Origin of the sequence: Bacillus pseudomycoides DSM 12442 (genome assembly GCF_000161455.1) — a bacterium.
GTDB classification, from domain to species: domain Bacteria; phylum Bacillota; class Bacilli; order Bacillales; family Bacillaceae_G; genus Bacillus_A; species Bacillus_A pseudomycoides.
Map to the genome: position 1 here is coordinate 372726 of NZ_CM000745.1, position 21374 is coordinate 394099.

Annotated in this window: 21 protein-coding genes; 7 read left to right on the forward strand and 14 right to left on the reverse strand. The window is 34.7% G+C overall.

The window, feature by feature from the left end:
- The first annotated feature begins 74 nt into the window (after window positions 1–74).
- Together BPMYX0001_RS01905 and BPMYX0001_RS01910 are read left to right on the forward strand one after the other, a co-directional pair.
- Window positions 75–221, forward strand: a complete 147-nt coding sequence (locus BPMYX0001_RS01905; RefSeq protein WP_026008701.1) for a BH0509 family protein — start codon at window positions 75–77, stop codon at window positions 219–221.
- A 141-nt stretch (window positions 222–362) separates the two neighbouring features.
- Window positions 363–791, forward strand: a complete 429-nt coding sequence (locus BPMYX0001_RS01910; RefSeq protein ID WP_003194827.1) for an EamA family transporter — start codon at window positions 363–365, stop codon at window positions 789–791.
- 7 nt (window positions 792–798) lie between these two features.
- Here the strand turns inward: BPMYX0001_RS01910 and BPMYX0001_RS01915 are convergent, their stop codons facing one another.
- Complete coding sequence (locus tag BPMYX0001_RS01915) at window positions 799–1395, reverse strand: DedA family protein (RefSeq protein WP_003194825.1); 597 nt, start codon at window positions 1393–1395, stop codon at window positions 799–801.
- Between the two features lie 433 nt (window positions 1396–1828).
- Between BPMYX0001_RS01915 and BPMYX0001_RS01920 the strand changes: the two genes are divergently transcribed.
- A complete protein-coding gene (locus BPMYX0001_RS01920; protein ID WP_006093359.1) occupies window positions 1829–4621 on the forward strand; it encodes a dynamin family protein in 2793 nt (930 codons plus the stop codon).
- 60 nt (window positions 4622–4681) lie between these two features.
- Here BPMYX0001_RS01920 and BPMYX0001_RS01925 read toward each other — a convergent pair whose 3' ends face one another.
- Both BPMYX0001_RS01925 and lepB read right to left on the reverse strand, forming a co-directional pair.
- A complete protein-coding gene (locus BPMYX0001_RS01925; protein ID WP_006093361.1) occupies window positions 4682–5104 on the reverse strand; it encodes a hypothetical protein in 423 nt (140 codons plus the stop codon).
- Window positions 5105–5118: 14 nt separating this feature from the next.
- A complete protein-coding gene (gene lepB / locus BPMYX0001_RS01930) occupies window positions 5119–5652 on the reverse strand; it encodes a signal peptidase I (protein WP_003194819.1) in 534 nt (177 codons plus the stop codon).
- 183 nt (window positions 5653–5835) lie between these two features.
- On the opposite strand from lepB, the gene BPMYX0001_RS33745 reads away from it, so the two are divergent.
- The gene (locus BPMYX0001_RS33745; protein ID WP_033799599.1) at window positions 5836–6117 is read left to right on the forward strand and encodes a hypothetical protein; all 282 of its coding nucleotides are present in this window, start codon (window positions 5836–5838) and stop codon (window positions 6115–6117) included.
- A gap of 64 nt (window positions 6118–6181) precedes the next feature.
- On the opposite strand, the gene BPMYX0001_RS01940 is transcribed toward BPMYX0001_RS33745, so the two are convergent.
- Window positions 6182–6862, reverse strand: a complete 681-nt coding sequence (locus BPMYX0001_RS01940; RefSeq protein ID WP_006093363.1) for a lysoplasmalogenase — start codon at window positions 6860–6862, stop codon at window positions 6182–6184.
- 143 nt (window positions 6863–7005) lie between these two features.
- Window positions 7006–7956 carry a DMT family transporter gene (locus tag BPMYX0001_RS01945; RefSeq protein WP_003194814.1) on the reverse strand — a complete coding sequence of 317 codons (951 nt, stop codon included), beginning with the start codon at window positions 7954–7956 and terminating at the stop codon, window positions 7006–7008.
- 533 nt (window positions 7957–8489) lie between these two features.
- Here BPMYX0001_RS01945 and BPMYX0001_RS01950 point away from each other — a divergent pair.
- Window positions 8490–10151: a heavy metal translocating P-type ATPase gene (locus BPMYX0001_RS01950; protein ID WP_371400304.1), complete on the forward strand. Its 1662-nt coding sequence runs from the start codon at window positions 8490–8492 to the stop codon at window positions 10149–10151.
- 181 nt (window positions 10152–10332) lie between these two features.
- On the opposite strand, the gene BPMYX0001_RS01955 is transcribed toward BPMYX0001_RS01950, so the two are convergent.
- From BPMYX0001_RS01955 to BPMYX0001_RS01965, 3 genes are read right to left on the reverse strand one after another with little or no spacing between them, the layout of a single operon-like run.
- Window positions 10333–11202, reverse strand: a complete 870-nt coding sequence (locus BPMYX0001_RS01955) for a YihY/virulence factor BrkB family protein (RefSeq protein ID WP_006093367.1) — start codon at window positions 11200–11202, stop codon at window positions 10333–10335.
- A gap of 6 nt (window positions 11203–11208) precedes the next feature.
- Entirely contained in the window at window positions 11209–11724 is a 516-nt protein-coding gene (locus BPMYX0001_RS01960) for a DUF4075 domain-containing protein (RefSeq protein WP_006093368.1), read from the reverse strand.
- Between the two features lie 53 nt (window positions 11725–11777).
- Complete coding sequence (locus tag BPMYX0001_RS01965; protein WP_033798589.1) at window positions 11778–12242, reverse strand: low molecular weight protein-tyrosine-phosphatase; 465 nt, start codon at window positions 12240–12242, stop codon at window positions 11778–11780.
- Between the two features lie 171 nt (window positions 12243–12413).
- On the opposite strand from BPMYX0001_RS01965, the gene BPMYX0001_RS01970 reads away from it, so the two are divergent.
- Both BPMYX0001_RS01970 and BPMYX0001_RS01975 read left to right on the forward strand, forming a co-directional pair.
- Window positions 12414–12638, forward strand: a complete 225-nt coding sequence (locus tag BPMYX0001_RS01970; protein ID WP_003194805.1) for a DUF1128 domain-containing protein — start codon at window positions 12414–12416, stop codon at window positions 12636–12638.
- A 194-nt stretch (window positions 12639–12832) separates the two neighbouring features.
- A complete protein-coding gene (locus BPMYX0001_RS01975; RefSeq protein ID WP_006093371.1) occupies window positions 12833–15499 on the forward strand; it encodes a cation-translocating P-type ATPase in 2667 nt (888 codons plus the stop codon).
- A 35-nt stretch (window positions 15500–15534) separates the two neighbouring features.
- Here BPMYX0001_RS01975 and BPMYX0001_RS01980 read toward each other — a convergent pair whose 3' ends face one another.
- The 6 genes from BPMYX0001_RS01980 to BPMYX0001_RS02005 all read right to left on the reverse strand — a co-directional run bounded on the left by BPMYX0001_RS01980 (window position 15535) and on the right by BPMYX0001_RS02005 (window position 21286).
- On the reverse strand, window positions 15535–16617 hold the full coding sequence (locus BPMYX0001_RS01980) for a toxic anion resistance protein (protein WP_003194801.1): 1083 nt from the start codon (window positions 16615–16617) through the stop codon (window positions 15535–15537).
- An 18-nt stretch (window positions 16618–16635) separates the two neighbouring features.
- Complete coding sequence (locus BPMYX0001_RS01985) at window positions 16636–18267, reverse strand: YceG family protein (protein ID WP_006093373.1); 1632 nt, start codon at window positions 18265–18267, stop codon at window positions 16636–16638.
- Between the two features lie 117 nt (window positions 18268–18384).
- Complete coding sequence (locus BPMYX0001_RS01990; protein ID WP_006093374.1) at window positions 18385–19173, reverse strand: TerC family protein; 789 nt, start codon at window positions 19171–19173, stop codon at window positions 18385–18387.
- Between the two features lie 72 nt (window positions 19174–19245).
- Window positions 19246–19824: a TerD family protein gene (locus tag BPMYX0001_RS01995; protein ID WP_006093376.1), complete on the reverse strand. Its 579-nt coding sequence runs from the start codon at window positions 19822–19824 to the stop codon at window positions 19246–19248.
- Window positions 19825–20081: 257 nt separating this feature from the next.
- On the reverse strand, window positions 20082–20666 hold the full coding sequence (locus tag BPMYX0001_RS02000; RefSeq protein ID WP_003194793.1) for a TerD family protein: 585 nt from the start codon (window positions 20664–20666) through the stop codon (window positions 20082–20084).
- Window positions 20667–20689: 23 nt separating this feature from the next.
- Complete coding sequence (locus BPMYX0001_RS02005; protein WP_006093378.1) at window positions 20690–21286, reverse strand: TerD family protein; 597 nt, start codon at window positions 21284–21286, stop codon at window positions 20690–20692.
- Between the last annotated feature and the right edge of the window lie 88 nt (window positions 21287–21374).

A 21374-nucleotide genomic window follows, 5' to 3' on the forward strand; every position in this document is an offset into this window, starting at 1 on the left:
CTAAAGATTCTGTTATATAATAGTATCAACTTAAATAAACTGTATTAAAACAGATTGGGAGGAGAAACAAAATGATGAAAAGAGAAGAACGGAAAAATATGATTGAGTTTATTGAAAAGAAAAAGGGAATTGAGCGTGAAGAGCTTTTATTTATGACAGATGATGAAGTAGAACACATTTATAATGTAACGTACTTTTTATATGAAGAAATTGCAGAATAATAGATCAAAGGCCCATCTAACATCTTTATGTTAGATGGGCCTTTACTATTTTCATAGTTATATTCAAAACATCCTCTTGCTATCCGTTATACTTGAGAATGATTTTCATGTATAATAATACAAGACTGGAGGAATTTTACTATGAGTTCATGGCTATTATTCGCATTATTATCAGCAATTGCTGCAGCACTTGTATCCATTTTTGGAAAATTTGGTTTAGAAGGAATCGATGCCAATGTGGCAACAACTATCCGTTCAATCATCATGGCACTATTTATGATAGGTGTAATTATGATACAAGGTAAATTTCAAAATATTGGTGACGTTCTAATGAATAAAAAAGCACTGCTATTTATCACGTTAAGTGGTATAGCTGGTGCCTCATCATGGCTGTTTTATTTTCTCGCCTTAAAAACAGGAAAAGTTTCACAAGTTGCTCCTGTAGATAAATTAAGTGTTGTATTTTCAATTATTCTTGCAATAATTATATTAGGCGAAAAATTAAACTTCATGACTGGAATGGGTGTTGTATGTATTACAGCAGGTGTTCTCTTCATTGCTTTCAGCTAAAAACCGCTTAACTAGCGGTTTTTTTTCTTCTTATGTAGAGCCATACAATAAGTACAACTACTACTGAGATAATTAAAATCCACATTCCATAATGATGCAAACTATATTCAACAAAGCGCCACTTCTCTCCAAGTTTCCATCCAAGTCCAATAAAAACGCTAATCCAGATGAAAGCACCACCGTATGCGTATAGACAAAATCTCCAAAACGTTAAATTTGACATACCAGCAAAATATGCAGTTAAATGACGAACTCCTGGTATAAAATATCCAATCATTATTAAAAAAGGACCATATTTTTCAAACAAAACATGCGTTTTTTCAATTTGCTTTTCTTTAATTCCTATCTTTGGACCATATTTTTTTAATACAGGCAGTCCAAGTTTTAAGCCAAGTATGTAACTTAAAGTAATTCCAAGTACCGCACCAGCCATTCCACTTAAAAAAGCAGCTGTCCCTGACATAGTTCCTTTCGAAATATTATAACCAACAAACGTCAGCAAAAACTCATCTGGTATTGGCAGACCCACTATTCCACCCGCAAGAGCTATAATAATTCCCAAATACCCATAATGTGAGATTAACTCACCAATATGTTGTTCCATTTGGATGACACATCCTATGCACAATCGTTATTCCATATTGTACCCTCTCTATCTTTTAAGCAAACATGGTATACATATTCACTATACATCGTTTTTATAATGAACTCTACTCCTATTCATCTTACCTGTAATGAAACTTTTTACTACTTTTAATCTTCATTTTTCAGGACCTTAAGGTGTGAATGCATATTGTCCACGAATAGCGTGATAAATCCATACTTCACTTCATAATTATAAGAAAATCCGACTTCCCAAGCGTGATTTTTGTTACAATAAAGAAAAGTTACATTTAGCATCGGTTTGACTCTCAAGAAAAATGATATAGGCAGTAAACATATATTTAAAAAGATTACATGCATCTTCCATCCGTGTAGAGTACTATGCATCCTTTTACATAAAAATCATTTTTCTAAATTATACAGGGGGAAAAAACATGACCATAGAAAAACAATTGATTCAAAAGGTATACTATGAAACATTCTTAACTGAACAGGATTCTGTTCAGGCTCCTCAAGTACTTGGGGAAGCATATGTAAATGAAGCTGAAAATGAATTTTCCAATATCGCTAACATTCGTTTCGCACAAGGAGAAGTTAATTATCATCATAAAGATTTCGAAACAGCCATCTTCAAGTGGGAGAAAGTAAACAATGATCTCTCTCTATGGGCAAAAAAAAATATAGCAGACGCTTATTTTGAATTAGGATTGCTTTCAATGGCAGAAGAAATCTATACATCGATTCAAACAGAAGACACAACACTGACAATGGAAGTTTCATTGCAACTTCTTTCTCTGTACATCGAACAAAATCGCTTAGGACTTGCTTTTAAGGTCATTAGTGAAGCAGTTTCATTCCAACCAGACTATCCAAATATCACTGCCATTGCTCGTTCCTTTTATGAGAAACAGCAGGATTGGAACAATGCTATTGACCTTGCTGTTCAAGAAGGAATTCGAACGAAATCATTACATTGGTTTGAGATTTTAACAAGTTATGTGAATCAAGGATTCACAAAACAAATGAAACCAAAATATTTTTATGAAGCATTAAAAGTTTTATATACCGTCGATTCCATTCAATTTAAGCAACTTGTCTCATCACTTTGGAAAATCTATCAAGATGAGTCAACCTACTTATTATGGATTCAAACAATCAATCACCTTTTTTTACACGTCGAGGTAGATTCTTACGACTCATGGGATGAAATTGTTACTCTTTATCAAGACACCTACTGTGAATTAATTACAGGACAATACTTGATGCATGAACTACAGGAACTTATTCCAGACTTGTTAACAAATTGGTTTAGCTTAACAAAAGCAGAACATTCTCTATTTGTTTCCGCTGCAACGTTAGCATGGAATGAGATTTCACCTAAAAGCCTTGATACATTACTTGTAAAAAGCGCTGAAACACTCCTTTCTAGTTCAAAAACAGTTAACACAGTTGATCTAGACAAAGTTTCAAGCTTATTTGAAACTATTGTCGTATGGGCAGAAAAGAATGATGTAGACTTAGGTCATTCTTTCACATGGCTTGTTCGAGAACTTTCCGACCTAAACGTACAACAAGTTCTCGTTACAGGTACGAATGATGCTAGTAAATCATCCTTTATCAATTCTATATTAGGGGAAAGTATACTAAAAAATTCTCCTGGAGCCGCTATCATATTTAAAGATAATGCGCAAACAGAAATTACAGAACTCACGGATTTAACAATAAGAACTACTTCCAATTTGGATGAATTTTACGAAATGATGGCTGTTCCTCCAAAATCAGAATCTGAGCAGAAATGTATTGAGTTTAAATTACCATGTAGGTTTTTACGAAAAAATAAATTCTCATTTATCGTTACACCAGGTTTTGATGGAAATGGCAATAAAGAGAATACAAATCTTGAATACTTACATGCAACCGATAATCTATTATATGTTCTTAATACCTCTTCGCCTTTACTTGATGAAGAAATCGATACACTACTATACATACGAGAACAAATACCGACTTTACAAGTTCATTTTGTTTTAAATACAATCGATACAATCTTTAGTGATGAAACAGCAAATAAAATGCTAAATGAAACCGAGTCTAAAATACGTGTACATTTTCCAAATGCACGAGTATTCCCTTACTCATCTTTAGAAGAGAACAGCGGGCAACTAAGTGATTTAACAGAATCCATTACTTCAAACTTTAATAATAGAAATATAGAAACCGAACGCACGGAAAAACTATTATGGTTTATTCAAAAGACCATCACGTATCTCTTAAATGAACGCGTACAATTAGAAAATACGTTAGTAAAGTCAATCCGTTGGAATAAACACCTTTTAGTGAAATTAAATGGCTTCATTAATAACCTGACTGCTATTGAAAAAGATAAGACTCGCTCTATTACAGACTCATATCGTTTAACGAAAGATGAAATTATACATGATCTTCATGATCAAATTCCTGAATTATTGCAGAGCTGTTCCGATTTAGTTCATGAAGATAGTGACTTTAAACAAGTTCCTGAAGAATTAAATGCAGCAATGAATGAAAGAATTCAAAAACATTTACAACAAATGATATTACCTAAGTTTACTCAATCTATTCAAGAATGGATTGAAAAAGTCCATAATGAATTTATTCAAAGTCAATCTTATTTAGATGAAATGAGTGAAACATTTAATAAATTATACGAAGAAGAACGTATGAAACTACCATGCGATTTCCAACTACTTGATGATTGGCGCCGCGATGTTGCAAGGATGACAAACCGGATCAAAGTTGATGATGTGAATATTTTACTACGCTTTACACCAACACAATTTCTATTAAAAAGTGCTGGAAAGCTATTCGGTAACATGCAGAAAAATCAATCCATGCTTTACAACAAATATAAAAATTATATCGAGACCGAAGACTATACAGATGTAACAACAACTATTTCTGAACAGTTCTTCCTTCAATTTGAATTATTCGAGAGTGCATTAGAACGTGATATTATGATGTTCTTTAAAGAACCTCTTAGCATATTAAAGCAAACTGTGGAAGCTGCACATCTCGAAATAAATGAAGATGAAAATGCATTAACGAAACTAAGAACAAATCCAGAAACATATCATGATCCTTTAACACTGTTTAAATTACAGTTATTGCAGTACAAATTCATGCTAAATGAAAAAAACGATGAAGCCCCTTCTTTGAAAATAGCAACGAACGAGGCACCTACAATTTAGGTAAATACAAAAAACCAAGCAAATTGTAACAATTGCTTGGTTTTTTACTTATATTCTATTTCACATATCCCAATTAACATCATTAACCTTTGCATCAATTTTCACACGCTTAATGAATTTCTTTCTTTCATCTTCTTTATGAATTAACTTATGTACATAACGACGTTTGCTTAATACATCCCTGCATGCTTTATTATAATTAAAAATTTCCTGGCAGCGCTTATCCTCATATAAAACCTTGAACCATGTATACCGCTTCAGTTTTTCTATGTGTCGCTGCACTCTTTTCTTTTTCCGTTCTTCTCGTTCCGCTAATCTTTCTAATGCATCCTCTACCACTTCATCTAACATAAAGTCTCCAGCGACTCTTATAATACTAACAGTCCCTCTTACAATCCCTTTACCTGCATCAACACATATTTCACTTAATGCAATTGCTGCGCGACCAACTCCTACTAGAATGTGTCCAATCATATCCTCCATATTATCCCTTCTTTCTAGTTCACAATTTTCATATGATCAAACGGATAATAGATTGCAGTTAATGTGCCAAGCACTTCTGTTTTATGAATCAGTCCTAAGCCGTTACGGCTATCTCTACTCACTAAACGATTATCTCCCATGACAAAAATTTTATTTTTCGGAATCGTAATAGGACCAAAGTCTTCAGTTAAATTAATAAGAAGTTGTTTCGCTTGTTTTTTATTTTTATCTAAATAAGGTTCACTTTGCACTTGATGATTTACGTATAATTGGTCATTTTTCATCTCAATTACATCTCCTGGCAACCCAATAATTCTCTTCACATAAAAATTATCAGTCTTTACTACAATAATATCTTCACGCTCATAGGTTTCAAATCTCTTTGCTAACTTATTAATAATTACTTTATCCCCATCTTGCAATGTTGGCCTCATAGATGCTCCCTGCACAGTTGTTGGAAAAAACACAAAAATTTTCACTAAAAAAAACAACAAACACGCAATAGCTAGTATTTCAAAAAGCTCACGAAAGCGACTTTTCTTTTTCATTTTCCATCTCTCATTCCTCTCCCTTTGTTACATTTATTATAGATAGTTTCTATTATTAATTTCCACAAAATTCCGAAAGAATAAGATAAAACCTATAAAATTTTATAAATCTGAATAATATTCTTAAATGTAAGATATACTAGATTGGTCTTTTTATAAATTAATACATATACTCCAAGGAGGATTCATTTTTTAAGGAACGAAAATACTGGACAAATTAAACAGGCAAAACTAGGTTTTAGTTGGACTGTCTTTTTCTTCGGATTTTTCCCTGCTATATTCCGTGGGGATTGGAAATGGTTTTTAATTATCTTAATTGCAAGTGCTTTTACATTCGGATTTTCTAATTTAGTTTTCTGCTTTATTTATAACAAAATATACATTAATGAGCTATTATCTCAAGGTTATAAAGCGGCTGACGAATATAGTCTTTCCGCTTTACAGCAAAAGAACATCGTAGCATAATATATAATCAAAAAAGAGGATATCCCAAAAGTAGCTCAATAGCTACTTTTAGAGATATCCTCTTTTATATTCCAACATATACAATACACATCTGTGCAGCAACATATGTTACCCAGATCCAAAGTGGATCATACTTTACTTTGCGACCACCAATATCCGTTACACCAATAATAAAATCAGAAATCACAAATAACAATCCACCAAGCGCTGGAATCCACCACATTCCGTTGTCTGCATAGTATAATGCAAATGCAAAACACGCCATTCCTCCAACCCATAAACCATATACGAGCGCACCAATTGTAAACAGCCTATCTTGTTTTTGATTGCGAATAAAAAAGAACCAACCAATTATTAAAAATAAACCGTATGCTACTACTCCAATCCAGAACCCATTCCATGAGATACCCGTTTGCAAAAATGCTGTTACATAAAAACAATGTGCAATTGCAAAGGTAACCATACCGCCGATTAACCGATGTCCAAATGGAATGATCCCTGCCATAAATAAATCACCAAGCGTAGATAAAGTCATACCAATTGCAGCCCACTGACGATACTCTACAGATGGATCTTGTAACCAAATCCAGATCGCACCACCAGTTAAAGAAAAACTAAGAATAAGACGAATCAATAATGGTAAAGGCTCATTTTCTCCCGTTTGCTTTGTCTGTGCTATTGCATAAACCGCACCTACAACAAATACAATGACCTGTCCAATTAATAATATATAAATTTCATTCATAACATGTTCTCCTCAATAAATGGATATTAATATTTCTTCGTGATATAACCTATCTTCTCCTGTTTTTATCATATAAAATTTCAAAAAAAGAGGAACACTCCTATCCTTTTTTCTAAAACTAAAAAAAATTAATCCTACTCTTTTTATGCCGCTTGTTTCTCTTGCTCCGTTTTTTGCATATTTGGTGTCCGATTTACTACGATAATACCCGCTGCTACACATGCTAATCCAAATAAAACAAATGAATGAATTGCTTCCCCTAAAATCATGCTGGATAATAAGACTCCAAATACTGGTATAAAGAACATATACATCGATACTTTTCCGACCTTGTTATACTTCATAACTGTATTCCATATACAGAACCCCGCCGCTGATAAGAAGGATAAATAAAGTAACATAGATAGTGCTTTCATATTGAATACAAAAGGCATAAATCCAACTTGAAAAATACCAATACATAATAATCCGATAGATCCAAAAATCATCTGATAGGCTGTCATGTACCCAACATCTAATGTTTTACTTCCTTCTTTTGCCAATATATTTCCATATGAATACATCATCGCGGCCCCAAGAAGCAATAATTCACCAATTCCAAAATGAAACGCCATACTTCCATCACTTGGAACATTCACAAGAATCACACCACAAAAACCGATAGACACGCCAATTACTTTTCGAATATTTAATGCATCATCTTTATACAAAAAATGCGCAATTAAAATTTGAAAAAAAGATGATGTGCCAGAAATAATAGCACCTTCAATTCCAGAACTGTAACTCATACCAATATAAAAGCATACATATTGTAGAAATGTTTGAAATAAACCAATTTGCACTAATTGCTTCCCTGTTTCTTTTTTGAAATGCATATCTTTTCCTATTGCTTTAAAAAAGAATAAGAGCATCACACCAGATAAGAAAAAGCGATAACCAGCAAATAATATTTGCTCGCCAACTTCATGTGGCTGAATTCCGAGTTCAGCATAACTTAATTTAATAAAAGGAAATGCGCTTCCCCATAGAAATGTCGCTGCTAGCGCTGCAGCAAACACACCAATTGGATGGGTAAAAAATTTCTCTGTCTTCACTTATCGTCTTCCTTTCCGACCTTTTTACGAACAATATTCATATATACCAAAGGAAACGCAAAAAAACAAGTTTTTCAATTTGATATATAAACAAAAACATATTCTCAAGTAAAAACATATGATATAATATAGAATAATTACAAAATAATAACTGATAAAATTTTTCAATAGAAATGCTGCTATCCGTATGGATGGCAGCTTTCGTCGTTTTATGGGGATTTCGATTTTGATTCTTTTTCTCAATAAGAATTTGGAAGGAGCGAGTAATAATGAACTCAGAAGTAAAAGCATTACCATCAAAAAAGAATATGTCTAACCCATCCTGGATTCAATCATTCCAAAAGCATTATGAACTTATCTTTGCAATCCTATCTGGTGTTTTCATTTTATCCGGTTGGTTATTCACAAAAAACGAAGCAACAACTGCTGGGATAGTTTTTTATATCCTCGCTTATATAATTGGAGGATATGCGAAAGCGAAAGAAGGCATCGAAGATACAATAGAAGAAAAAGAATTGAATGTAGAAATGTTAATGCTCTTCGCTGCCATTGGTGCCGCTATTATCGGATACTGGGCAGAAGGTGCCATCTTAATATTTATCTTTGCACTAAGCGGTGCAATGGAAGCTTATACATTAAGTAAAAGCCAAAAAGAAATTTCAGCACTGCTAGAATTACAACCTGAAGAAGCCTTGCTCATTTCACATGGAACAGAAGAACGTATTCCAGTAGCTCAGTTAGAAATTGATGACATCATTTTAATTAAGCCAGGTGAACGCGTACCTGCAGATGGTACAATTCATAGCGGTGAAACAAATATCGATGAAGCGGCTATCACTGGGGAGCCTATCCCAAATGAGAAAAAATTTGGTGATGAAGTATTCGCTGGAACCGTGAACCTACGCGGGGCTATTGAAGTTAAAATTACAAAAAGAAGCGACCAAACATTGTTTCAAAAAATTATCCGTCTCGTTCAAAACGCGCAAAGTGAAAAATCACCATCGCAACTTTTTATCGAAAAATTTGAAGGAACATATGTAAAAGGTGTACTTATCATCGTTGCTCTAATGATGTTTGTTCCTCATTTCCTACTAGATTGGAGCTGGAACGAAACATTTTATCGTGCCATGATTTTACTCGTTGTTGCTTCTCCATGTGCGCTTGTCGCATCGATTACACCAGCGACATTATCTGCTATTTCTAACGGCGCACGAAGCGGTATTTTATTTAAAGGTGGTATTCATTTAGAACGCCTTGCCTCAGTGAAGGCAATTGCCTTTGATAAAACAGGAACATTAACTCAAGGAAAACCGACTGTAACAGATGTTTACGTACGTGATGAAATAACAGAAAAAGATGTGTTGTATATTACAGCTTCTATCGAAAGTCATTCCACACACCCACTCGCAGAAGCTATCGTCAAGTACGCAAAACATGCATATGACATTACATTAACGAAACCCGAAAGTGTAGAAGATGTCACTGGATTTGGCTTAAAAGGAATGTTAGAAAATACAGCTTATAAGATTGGAAAGGCCGATTTTATTGGCGAAGAAACAAAAACTTTTCACAATGGTATCGCTACGACACTCGAACAAGAAGGAAAAACTGTTGTCTATATTAGTAATGAAAAAGGAATTCTTGGGCTTATTGCTTTAAAAGATACACTTCGCCAGGAAACAATTGCTGCTATTCGTGATTTACAAAGCATTGGTGTTGAAGCTATCATGATCACTGGTGATAACGAACAGACGGCTAAAGCAATTGCGACTGAAAGCAACATAAAAGAATACTACGCATCATGCTTACCAGAAACAAAAGTAGAAACGGTGAAGCAACTAAAAGAAAAATACGGTACAGTGGCAATGGTTGGCGACGGTATTAACGATGCTCCTGCACTCGCTACAGCAAGTATTGGCGTTGCTATGGGCGAAGGGACAGATGTTGCCTTAGAAACAGCAGATGTCGTTCTAATGAAAAATGAACTCTCTCGCCTTGCACAGGCCATTCGTTTATCAAAACGAATGAACCGCATTGTAAAACAAAATGTTATTTTTTCATTAGCAGTAATCGCAATGCTCATTTGCTCTAATTTCCTACAATTTTTAGCTCTTCCATTTGGCGTTATTGGTCACGAAGGAAGTACAATCCTTGTAATTTTAAACGGCTTACGTTTATTAAAAGGAAATAACTAAACGGGTCCCCAGAGGGAACCCGTTTTTTTAATGATAGCTATTATGTCCATTAGCACTGCTACTCGTTTTATGTTTTGGATGTGAGCTACTATTTTTTTTACCTTGGTTTTTGTTATTATGATTTTTTTTATTATTACTCATTTTGAATCCCCCCTGTTCCTCTTTATTATGGAACAGAAAATTATTTTTCATCACGGGAATTATTGTCACTTGTTCGATAAAAATGTAGTAATCCATTAATTTCTCCGCCAAGTAAAATGACCCAAGCCGTTAAATAGAACCATAACATTAAAATGATAATACCACCAAGACCACCGTATGTATTCGCATAATTTGCAAATTTATCCACGTAATAGGCAAATGAGTACGATACCACAATCCACCCAACCGTTGCAAATAATGCCCCTGATATAACTTCTCTTCTCTTTAACTTTCGATCAGGTGCAAATGTGTATAAAAAGCTAAATAAGGCAAATAACACTAAGAAACTGGCCACTAGCCGTATAATACTCCATACGAAAGAAAAGCTTTCTGATAAACCAAGCGCTTTAAAAACAGCTGCACCAATTACTTGTCCAAATACAGGAACAATTAACGCGAAGACAATCATAAAAATCATTGCTAGTGTAAGCACAATAGACAAAGCTCTCGTCGCGATAAAAGAGCGCGTTTCCTTTACATCATAGGCTCGGTTAAATGCATTCATAACTGCATTTACACCATTTGATGCAAACCATAACGTTGATAATAAACCAAACGATAATAAACCACCATTTTGTTCATTTACAACTTTATCTACGTTCACTTCAATTAAGTTCATTGCATCTTCTGGCACATAAGCCTCTAATAAACTGAGCACATCCTCTGTTTGAATTGGAATAAATCCAAGAAGCGTAATTAAAAAAACAAGTCCAGGAAAAATAGCAAGCAAGAAGAAATAAGCGAGCTGTGCTGCTAGGCCCGCTACGTCATCTCGCATCGTTCGGTCATATAGATCTTTCCCAAACGAATAGACACGATTTCCCCTTGCTTTCTCTAGAATTTTTTTCATATTTCTCTAAACGCTTTTCTTCTCTTCTTTATCTTGCTTTAACTCAATGTATGCTTCTGTTTTTTTTTCTTCTGCATTAGAGTCCTTCATAAATAATTCACGCGCTTCTTTCATTCCACCATCTTCAGCTACTACCGGTTCTTCTTCTACTTTTAATTCTTCTACTTTTGGAGACACAGCTTGAATTTCAATTGTTTCTGGCTTTTCCTCTCGTTCAATCTTTTTCTTACTAAAGATTTCTTTTGTTTCCTTTAACGTGCCAACAACAGCTGGCGTTAGCTTCTTTATTTCCGCTACCTTCGCCTTTACTACATTAAAATCTGCAAGTTCGCGTCCTTTATCTGTAACAGTTTGCACTTTTTCTTTTATCTTTGCATTCTCGCCAATTTCAATCATTTTTGATTTTGCTTTTTCTGCTGTATTTTTCACTTTTTCACGATTTTCTTTCTTAAGCATAGAAACAGCTACACCTGCTGCTACCCCAATTGCAATGTTTCGAGCTATATTATTCTTCTTTGCCATATTCCTTCACCCTTTCATTTCTTATGTTAGAAAGTATTTCTTTCTAAGCTTTCTCATATTCCTTGCTCATTTCGAATGAATGCTAACAATTTTGCACACCCTTCTGTTACAAGGTCATATACTTCTTGAAAGTTCCCTGTAAAATAAGGGTCAGGAACATCCGTCCAGCCACCGTCTGGAACAAAATCAGACAGTCTACCAATATAGCCTCCAGCTTTACCTAAACTTTCTAAATCCGCTATATTCTTGTTGTCCATGGCAATAATATAATCAAACTTTGTTAAGTCTTCTTTTTCTACTTGACGTGCTTTAATTCCTTCAAAAGAGACTTCATTTTCTTTTAAAACTTTTTGTGTTCCTTCATGAGGTGGATGACCAATATGCCAATCGCCTGTTCCAGCAGAATCAAGTTGAATTTTATCTTCTAATCCTTCTTGCACGACAAGATCACGAAAAATCGCTTCTGCCATCGGTGAACGACAAATGTTCCCAAGACAAACAAACAATACTTGAATCATATTTGTTTCTTCCCTTCTTGGTGCATTTCTTATATATACATATAGTATAAACAACCAATTATTAATTATAAAGGAAATCCCTACTAATTTAATAGGGTTGAAAAGTTTCATTAACGAAAATGATAAAAAATGTTAAGATATCTTTATGTTATTTCAAAGGGGGACACTTCGGTGGATTTATCCGTAAAATCGCAAGAAAATGTTGAATATATGGTAGAAGCTATTAAAGAAAAGTTACGCATGGTAAACGCAGGAGCAATGAGAGCTGAAAGCTTTAACCAAGAAATGTACGAAGATTTACGAGATATTTACGACCATGTAATGAAACGTGAAACATTCAGCATTAGTGAAATGCAGGCTATTACTGAAGAATTAGGTACGCTAATTAAAAAATAATGAAAAGTCCCTTATACAAAGGGACTTTTTTATTTCCGACAAATTAATGACACCCTTCCACTTTTCTACATCTATTTTCCAAATACTGTACAATAAAAGGAGAACTTCACCATAGACCTTCCCTTTCACCAAACTCTTTTTTTAATATTTATCTTATTACCATTGCTAACTGCTTTTACCGGAGGTGTTTATCTATGAGCAATTGGTACAGTAAAACGAAAGATCAAGCAATACTTGCACTTGAAACAAATGAACAACATGGTCTAACAGACGAAATGGTGCAAATTCGATTAAAAAAATATGGACGAAACGAACTCACTACAAAACAAAAACGGACTTTATGGCAACGTATTTTTTCTCAAATTAATGATGTTCTCGTCTATGTTCTTTTAATTGCCGCTCTTATTTCTGCCTTTGTTGGTGAGTGGGCCGATGCGAGCATTATTGCTCTCGTTGTTGTCTTAAATGCTGTAATTGGTGTCATTCAAGAATCGAAAGCAGAACAAGCTTTAGAAGCATTAAAAAAGATGGCAACGCCAAAAGCAATTGTAAAACGGGATGGTGAACTAAAAGAAATTCCGTCCGAAGATGTTGTTCCAGGAGATATCGTTATGCTTGATGCTGGACGTTATATTCCGTGTGACTTACGGCTTATTGAAACCGCCAATTTAAAAATTGAGGAATCTGCTTTAACAGGCGAATCTGTTCCTGTGGATAAAGATTCACTTTACCATCCTTCTCTTCAAAATGAAGAACAAATACCACTCGGTGATCAAAAAAATATGGCTTTTATGTCGACCCTTGTTACATACGGCCGAGGTGTTGGTGTTGCTGTTGAAACAGGAATGAAGTCTCAAATTGGAAAAATCGCTACTCTCTTGCATGAAGCGGATGATGATGCAACACCACTTCAAAAAAGCTTAGCTCAAGTCGGGAAATATTTAGGTTTTGTAGCAGTTGCAATCTGTATCACCATGTTCTTCATCGGATATTTCCAAGGCCGAGACACGTTAGAAATGTTCATGACTGCCATTAGCTTAGCGGTTGCAGCAATTCCCGAAGGATTACCAGCTATTGTTTCCATTGTTCTTGCAATTGGTGTGCAACGTATGATTAAACAAAACGTTATTATTCGCAAGCTTCCAGCCGTAGAAGCACTCGGTTCTGTTACAATTATTTGTTCAGATAAAACAGGAACATTAACACAAAATAAAATGACAGTTACTCATTTCTATAGTGACCGTACATACGATAAACTAAAAAATTTAAATATAAACAATGATGCTCAGCGCTTATTATTAGAAAATATGATTTTATGCAACGATGCATCTTATAAGGCTGAATCACAAACTGGCGATCCAACAGAAATTGCTCTTCTTGTTGCTGGCAGCATCTTTCATCTTCAAAAAGACACTTTAGAAGATCAACATAGACGCGTGAACGAATTACCATTTGACTCCGAACGTAAAATGATGACAACATTGCATGAGTACAATGAAAACTATTACAGCATGACAAAAGGAGCAATTGATAAACTCTTACCTCGTTGTAAACATATCTTTATAAATGGTAAGACGGAGGTCTTAACCGAAGCAATTGAAGAACAAATATTAGAAGCTGCTCAAATGATGTCTCAAAAAGCTTTACGAGTACTATCATTTGCTTTCAAACAGTATGACACAAAAAACGTTAACACCAATCACATGGAAGAAAATCTTATATTCATCGGACTTGTCGGCATGATTGATCCACCGCGAACAGAAGTAAAAGCATCTATTGCAGAATGTAAAAACGCGGGAATTCGTACTGTTATGATTACAGGAGATCATAAAGATACCGCTTTTGCTATTGCAAAAGAACTTGGTATTGCTGAAAAAGAATCCGAAGTCATGATTGGAACGGAATTAGATCGTATTTCAGACGAAAAACTAACAAATGAAATTAATCATTTAAACGTCTTTGCACGCGTTTCTCCTGAACATAAAGTTAAAATTGTGAAGGCACTACGCGCAAAAGGAAATATTGTTTCTATGACTGGAGATGGTGTCAATGATGCACCATCTTTAAAACAAGCTGATATCGGAGTCGCAATGGGGATTACAGGAACAGATGTTGCTAAAGGTGCGGCTGACATGGTTTTAACAGATGATAACTTCTCATCTATTGTAAAAGCTGTTGAGGAAGGAAGAAATATTTATCGCAACATTAAAAAATCGATTCTTTTCTTACTCTCTTGCAACTTTGGAGAGATTATTGCACTCTTCTTAGCTATTTTACTCGGCTGGGCTACCCCACTTCGTCCGATTCACATTTTGTGGGTGAATTTAATTACAGATACACTCCCAGCTCTATCACTAGGTGTTGACCCAGAAGATCCGGATGTGATGAAAGAAAAGCCGCGTGATGCAAAAGAAAGCTTGTTTCATGGTAGCGTTCCTTTTCTTATTTTAAACGGGATTATAATTGGGTTCATCACGTTAATCGCCTTTATTGTTGGGGCAAAATTATATACAGGAGATACAAATATCTTCCCTCTTTTCCCATCTCAAATTGATGATGATGCTTTATTACATGCCCAAACGATGGCGTTTGTCGTACTCAGTTTTTCACAGCTTGTTCATTCATTCAATTTACGATCAAGTACAAAATCAATCTTTTCGATCGGAGTATTCACAAATAAATACTTAGTTTTCTCCCTACTTATTGGTGTACTTATGCAAGTATGCATTATCTCCATTCCACCGATTGCTAATATATTTGGCGTACATGCTTTAACTTTAAAAGATTGGGGATTTGTTATATTACTAAGTATTATTCCACTTGTTATAAACGAAATGATAAAAGTGTTTAAGAAAAATTAAAAGGCAATGAGGGAGCTCCTCATTGCCTTTTTACATTACCCTTGTAATTCTTTTTTTATATTCTCTGTAAGTTCCGCCATACGCTTGCGGCTTTCTTCACGTTCACGTTTGTTTTGTTCTTCAATTTGCTGTGTTTCTTGCATACCTCTTGAAATAATATTCCATGTTTCTTCAAGTGTTTCCATTTTAATACTAGAAGAACCAGAAATTCTTGCTACCTCTACACTTTGCGTTGCAATGTTTTGTGCATTTTTCTTAAGTAGTTCATTGGTACGACGGTCAAGCTCAGCCATAGAATCCGCAACAAGCTTTTGACGTTTTGCATTCACAGCCTGAATAATTCCATTTTTAAAAATAGGAATTGTTGTAATAAACGCTGTATTAATTTTACCGATTAATTTGTTATTACCACGCTGAATCATACGAATTTGTGGTGCTGTTAATAACGCAACCATACGAGCCTTCTCTAAATCATCAATGCGTTGCTCTAAAATTTCGACAGAGTTTCTTAAAGATTCTAATTCAATACCTGCCAATTGATCATTGTTACGAACGCGTTCTTCATACATTGGAACTAGTTCTGTATTTAGACGCTCTAATAACATTTCTCCTGCTACTACATATTTCTCTAAGTCTAAATAATATTTTAAGTTTTGTTCATATAAGCCATCTAACGTACCAATTGATTTTTTCATTTCATCTTGGTATTTCGTAATTTCCACGTACACTTTGTCCATTTCACGGCCCATCGTTTGATACTTACTAAAGATTTGTTCAATCATTTTATCCGCTTTTTTAAACATACGAGAGAAAAAGCCACTTTTCTCTTCCGCGAAATCTTTACTATCAAATCTGTCCATAATTTTACCAAGCTGTTTTAAAAGTTCACCGGAATCCTCTATCTTGGATAAAGACATCGTATGTAAAATTTGATCTGCAAAACGTGAAATCTCCATAGAAGGTTCTTTACCAAGTTCAATTAATTCCAGTTGATCTTTAATATCAACAGCATTATAAATACGTTGAACTTCAGCATCTTGTCTAAGCTGTAAACGAACATCTTGTGCAATTTGCTCATTCAATTCTGTTTTTGAATCTAGTACGACTGGATTATTCATGTATGATTCTCCCTTTCCTTATAAAAATGGACGAAATAGTCCTTTAATTGTTTGAGATAAGTTCTTGTAGGCTGATGAACCATGAAATTCAAGATCGAAATTCACTTCTTCGAGCCAATGCGAATCAAACGCTCCCGCTTCAATATACTGCTCAATATCATTTCGACCGCTTGGATTAAAATGTAGTACATCAATTCCAATTTGATTTAAAAACAACAACAAGACAGCATCAGAACGAGTTAATTCCCCACTCTTTTCATTATTAAATATAACAATTTTCGGTACTTCTTGCGAATAATCAAATTTCTCAAGTAACTCTAAAATATGAGGTGGAATTTGGGAAAGCTGTGCAAAAACATACAGTGCTACCTCTTGTTTTGTCTCTTTTCCAACTGGTTTACAAAGTTCACTTTCACACGTATGAATAATAGCTTCTGCAATCCCATGTTGCAGCCCTTCAGGTAAACGCTTATGTGGCCACCAATGACTATTCATAATTTGATCGGGATGCAGATTTCCAGCACGGTCTAACGCATCACGATAATGAAATTGAAAATTCGCTTTTTGTTCTTTTGTAAATGGGAATGTATTAATTAATAAGCTGTTATCAAACGATGTGACAGCTTTCAATCGCTGAAAATATTCTTTATCATTTTTTGAAACACCTGACACTTTCGCAAATAAAGACGGAATATAAATATGTTTATTTTCCACAAAGAATGTCGGGCGTATAAATGCTTTTTCTTTCGTAATTATAAAGAGTTCATCGTATGTTGTCTTCAGCGTACGTGCTACAGGCGTGTACGTACGAAATTGCCACGGTTTGTATAATAATGAATTATCATGATGAAGCACTTTTTCAATTTCTTTCGATGCTTGATAAGCTACCGTTGCAACACGCTCACGACGCCGATCAGGGAATGGCTCTAATGAAACGCGACCTGGATGAGAAACGACAAAAGTCCTATCTTCATCATCAATGCTTTCAAAACCATCTTTTCCTTCTGGATGATAATAGAGAACATCACATCCGAGCATAATAAGAAAATATAAGAAATAGATCTGACTCTCTTTCGCATCACCGTACCAGACGATACGCGGCATTTGTTTCTTATAATTAATTGCAGAAAACCATTTCGCTACGTAATTTTCGCTTAATTTAATTATATCAATTAAGAAACGGCGAAATCCTTCTGTTTTTAAAGATTGATTATGCTGTTTCTCATACAATTTCAATACAGTGATAAATGCTGTATGTATATAGTGTTGTAAATCTGGATTATCCACTTTTGGTAACAATTGCTTTCCTGATAAATGTGCAACAAGACGGTTTACAGTAAGTCCATTTGGCGCTTCTTGATGTAATGTAAATACTTCTTGAATTTGGCGGAGCTTCTCAGAATCGATTACTTTATTTAAATTCTGTTCGTGTAGTACAGTAATTCCTTTTGCTTCGCTATAATCAAATAGTTCATTAAAATATTCATCTACATCGTTTGGGACACCAAGAATACGACAAGCTATATAGCTAAATTTCATCTCATTCTCTGTTAATTCATATTGTGGGCGTTTTTCTAAAATCATTTCGAATTGTTTTAAGTCAGCTTCTTCTTTTAATGCATATGGATGAAGTGTAAAACGCGAAAACACGACAGTTCACCTCCAGAAACATTTACTTTTTTAAAGAAATAATATCTTATCTTTTTATTATAAACTATTTTAAGTTATAAAAAATGGGCGCTCGCATAACGAGCAAACCCATTTCAATTATTTATCTTCTTTCTTAGTAGCTGCAATCTCTTCTCGGGCTTGTCCAGAATTTCGCATATAATGCAAAATAAATGTTGCACCAAATGCGATAACTAAAATCATAAAGAATAGCCAGTGTGGCACTTCAATATGAATAACAGATAGTAACATCTTCGCTGCAATAATTAAAATTAAAATATACGCCGTTGATTCAAGCTCTGGAATACGTTCTAGTAATCTTAAGAATACACCTGCAATACCACGCATCATTAAAATACCAAGCATTCCGCCCAGAAGCAGAATCCATACTTCATTGGATACACCAAACGCTGCAAGAACGCTATCTACTGAAAATGCAATATCCATTAATTCAACCATGACAACTGTTCCCCAGAATACACCAAACATTCTAAAAAGAATACTATTTTGGTTCAGGCCATGTTCTTCTTCTTCACTATTTTCTTTTCGTTTATCAATGAAATATTTAATAGAAAGCCATGCAAGGTACAATGCTCCTAATACTTTTACCCACCATAATTTAATTAAGAACATACCGATTCCAATTGCAATAAAACGGAATGCATATGCACCAATTAACCCATAAAATAATGCCTTTTTGCGTTTTTCTTCTGGTAAATGTTTTACCATTACCGCTAACACAAGGGCGTTATCGGCAGATAGTAAGCCTTCAAGTACAACAAGTGTACCAATTAATCCCCAAGATACAGGATCTTGTAATACTTTAATCCACATGTCCAAGTCAAAAAATTGGGCATACGTATCAAGGATTCCTTGTAAAATGCTCATCTTACTGTTTTCCCCTATTCTTTGCTAGATTTATAGAAAGGTCAAAAAAAGGAAACGAAGTTCGTTTCCTTCTTATGCATCCAAGCCATACGCTCTTACAAGCGCACCTAATCCGCCTTGGAATCCACTTCCTACTGCATTAAACTTCCACTGTCCATTATGACGGTATAATTCACAAAAGACAACTGCTGTTTCAATGGAGAAATCTTCTCCTAAATCAAAACGAAGAACTTCTTCATTTGTCTCTTCATTTGCTAAACGAACAAATGCATTTGCAACTTGTCCAAAGTTTTGATTGCGACCTTCCGCATCATAAATCGTAACTGTAATTGCAATTTTATGAACACCTGCTGGAACTTTAGTTAAATCCACAACAAGTTGCTCATCATCGCCTTCGCCTTCACCTGTACGGTTGTCACCTGTATGTAAAACTGATTCACAAGGAGATTGTAAGTTGTTATAGAAAATAAAATCTGTTTCTTTCGTACATTTTCCATTCGCATCTAATAAAAAAGCTGATGCGTCTAAATCATAATCAGATCCGCCATCATATGATTTAATATCCCAACCAAGGCCGATAACTGCTTTTGTAAGACCTGGACTTGTCTTACCTAAATCAATCTTCTGTCCTTTTTGTAATTGAATAACCATTTATATTCACCTCTTATACTATGATTCTAAAAAGTATATACACGAGTAAAGTATATGTTCACTCATATATATCCATTTTGATGTTTCAACATTTAAGTTGCTGCTGTGAAAAAACAAAAGTGACCTGCACTTTCTTTTCATTTGGCATGAGGCAGGAAGAGAATCTGACCGCTTCTATTCATGGCCGGATGCTCTCTCCCACCTAAAAAGAAAGCTTTTATGCCGGTTTTTCAATTTGTATTTATATATTTTTCTTATTACTCTACATCTAAACCAAAGTTGCTACACAAAGCACCTAATCCGCCTTGGAATCCACTTCCAATTGCATTAAACTTCCAATCCCCAGCATGACGATATAACTCACCGACTACTACTGCTGTTTCAATAGAGAAGTCCTCACCAAGATCATAACGAATTAGCTCTGCACCTTTTTCTTCATCTACAATACGTACGAAAGAATTAGATACTTGTCCGAAGTTTTGGCTACGGCTTTCTCCGTCATAAATTGTAATTGTAAAACAAATACGCTCAATATGAGCAGGAACATTCTTTAAATCTACTTTAATTGTTTCATCATCGCCTTCGCCTTCGCCAGTACGATTATCTCCTAGATGCTCTACAGAACCGTTTGCTCCCTTTGGATTATTATAAAAAACAAAGTCTTCTGAGCCTGATACTTTTCCGTTTGCACCTACTAAGAAAATACTAACGTCTAAATCAAAATCATTTTGTCCATCATAGCGGTTTGTATCCCAGCCAAGACCTACAAGAACGTTAGAAAGACCTGGATTTGTTTTTGTTAAATCTACTTTCTGTCCTTTTTTTAACGAAATCGATGCCATATATTATTCCTCCTTAAATTGTATTACTGATAACGTGATACAATCTCACTTAAATTCTTATCTTGTGTACCTTCTCCAACTGCAGAAAACTTCCATTCATTCCCATCGCGATACATTTCGCCTGCAACTAACGTTGTTTTCCCGCCGTAATTTTCCGATAAATTATAACGCGCTAATTCTTCACGTGTTTGCGGATTTTGAATACGAATATATGCGTTCTGAATCATGCCAAAATCTTGGCGACGATTCACGCAATCATAAATATTTACAACAAATACTAAACGATTAATACGACTCGGAACTTTATGTAATTCCACGAAAATTGTTTCATCATCGCCAGAACCTTCACCTGTTAAATTATCACCTGAATGAATAATACTTCCACAAGCAGAGAGTTTATTTCCAAAATAAACAAGATCATTTTTATTTAAAAAACGATCATTTTCTAGCATAATCACAGATGCATCACAATCGATGTTTGGTTTACTTCCAAATAACGAAGATAGAAATCCACCTGATTGTCCAATTGGATCCCATCCTAAGCCAACCTGTAATTTTGCTACTCCTGGTTGTCCCTTCGTTAAATCAATCTTCTGTCCTTTTTCTAAAATAATAGGCATGAAGTTTCTTCCTTTCTACAAGGTATTTTCCAAATGGGAAAATATTGTATTCTCCTCTTATATTGTAGCATCATTTGTCAATTGAAAA

Excerpts from the sequence above, each read along its gene's own strand:
- BPMYX0001_RS01950 (WP_371400304.1), top strand. The coding sequence starts at position 8,490 with ATGCTCTTCGCTGCCATTGGTGCCGCTATTATCGGATACTGGGCAGAA.
- BPMYX0001_RS01920 (WP_006093359.1), top strand. The coding sequence starts at position 1,829 with ATGACCATAGAAAAACAATTGATTCAAAAGGTATACTATGAAACATTC.
- BPMYX0001_RS01960 (WP_006093368.1), bottom strand. The coding sequence starts at position 11,724 with ATGGCAAAGAAGAATAATATAGCTCGAAACATTGCAATTGGGGTAGCA.
- BPMYX0001_RS01990 (WP_006093374.1), bottom strand. The coding sequence starts at position 19,173 with ATGAGCATTTTACAAGGAATCCTTGATACGTATGCCCAATTTTTTGAC.
- BPMYX0001_RS01980 (WP_003194801.1), bottom strand. The coding sequence starts at position 16,617 with ATGAATAATCCAGTCGTACTAGATTCAAAAACAGAATTGAATGAGCAA.
- BPMYX0001_RS02005 (WP_006093378.1), bottom strand. The coding sequence starts at position 21,286 with ATGCCTATTATTTTAGAAAAAGGACAGAAGATTGATTTAACGAAGGGA.
- BPMYX0001_RS02000 (WP_003194793.1), bottom strand. The coding sequence starts at position 20,666 with ATGGCATCGATTTCGTTAAAAAAAGGACAGAAAGTAGATTTAACAAAA.
- BPMYX0001_RS01975 (WP_006093371.1), top strand. The coding sequence starts at position 12,833 with ATGAGCAATTGGTACAGTAAAACGAAAGATCAAGCAATACTTGCACTT.
- BPMYX0001_RS01955 (WP_006093367.1), bottom strand. The coding sequence starts at position 11,202 with ATGAAAAAAATTCTAGAGAAAGCAAGGGGAAATCGTGTCTATTCGTTT.
- BPMYX0001_RS01905 (WP_026008701.1), top strand. The coding sequence starts at position 75 with ATGAAAAGAGAAGAACGGAAAAATATGATTGAGTTTATTGAAAAGAAA.
- BPMYX0001_RS01925 (WP_006093361.1), bottom strand. The coding sequence starts at position 5,104 with ATGGAGGATATGATTGGACACATTCTAGTAGGAGTTGGTCGCGCAGCA.
- BPMYX0001_RS01910 (WP_003194827.1), top strand. The coding sequence starts at position 363 with ATGAGTTCATGGCTATTATTCGCATTATTATCAGCAATTGCTGCAGCA.
- lepB (WP_003194819.1), bottom strand. The coding sequence starts at position 5,652 with ATGAAAAAGAAAAGTCGCTTTCGTGAGCTTTTTGAAATACTAGCTATT.
- BPMYX0001_RS01915 (WP_003194825.1), bottom strand. The coding sequence starts at position 1,395 with ATGGAACAACATATTGGTGAGTTAATCTCACATTATGGGTATTTGGGA.
- BPMYX0001_RS01940 (WP_006093363.1), bottom strand. The coding sequence starts at position 6,862 with ATGAATGAAATTTATATATTATTAATTGGACAGGTCATTGTATTTGTT.
- BPMYX0001_RS01995 (WP_006093376.1), bottom strand. The coding sequence starts at position 19,824 with ATGGTTATTCAATTACAAAAAGGACAGAAGATTGATTTAGGTAAGACA.
- BPMYX0001_RS01965 (WP_033798589.1), bottom strand. The coding sequence starts at position 12,242 with ATGATTCAAGTATTGTTTGTTTGTCTTGGGAACATTTGTCGTTCACCG.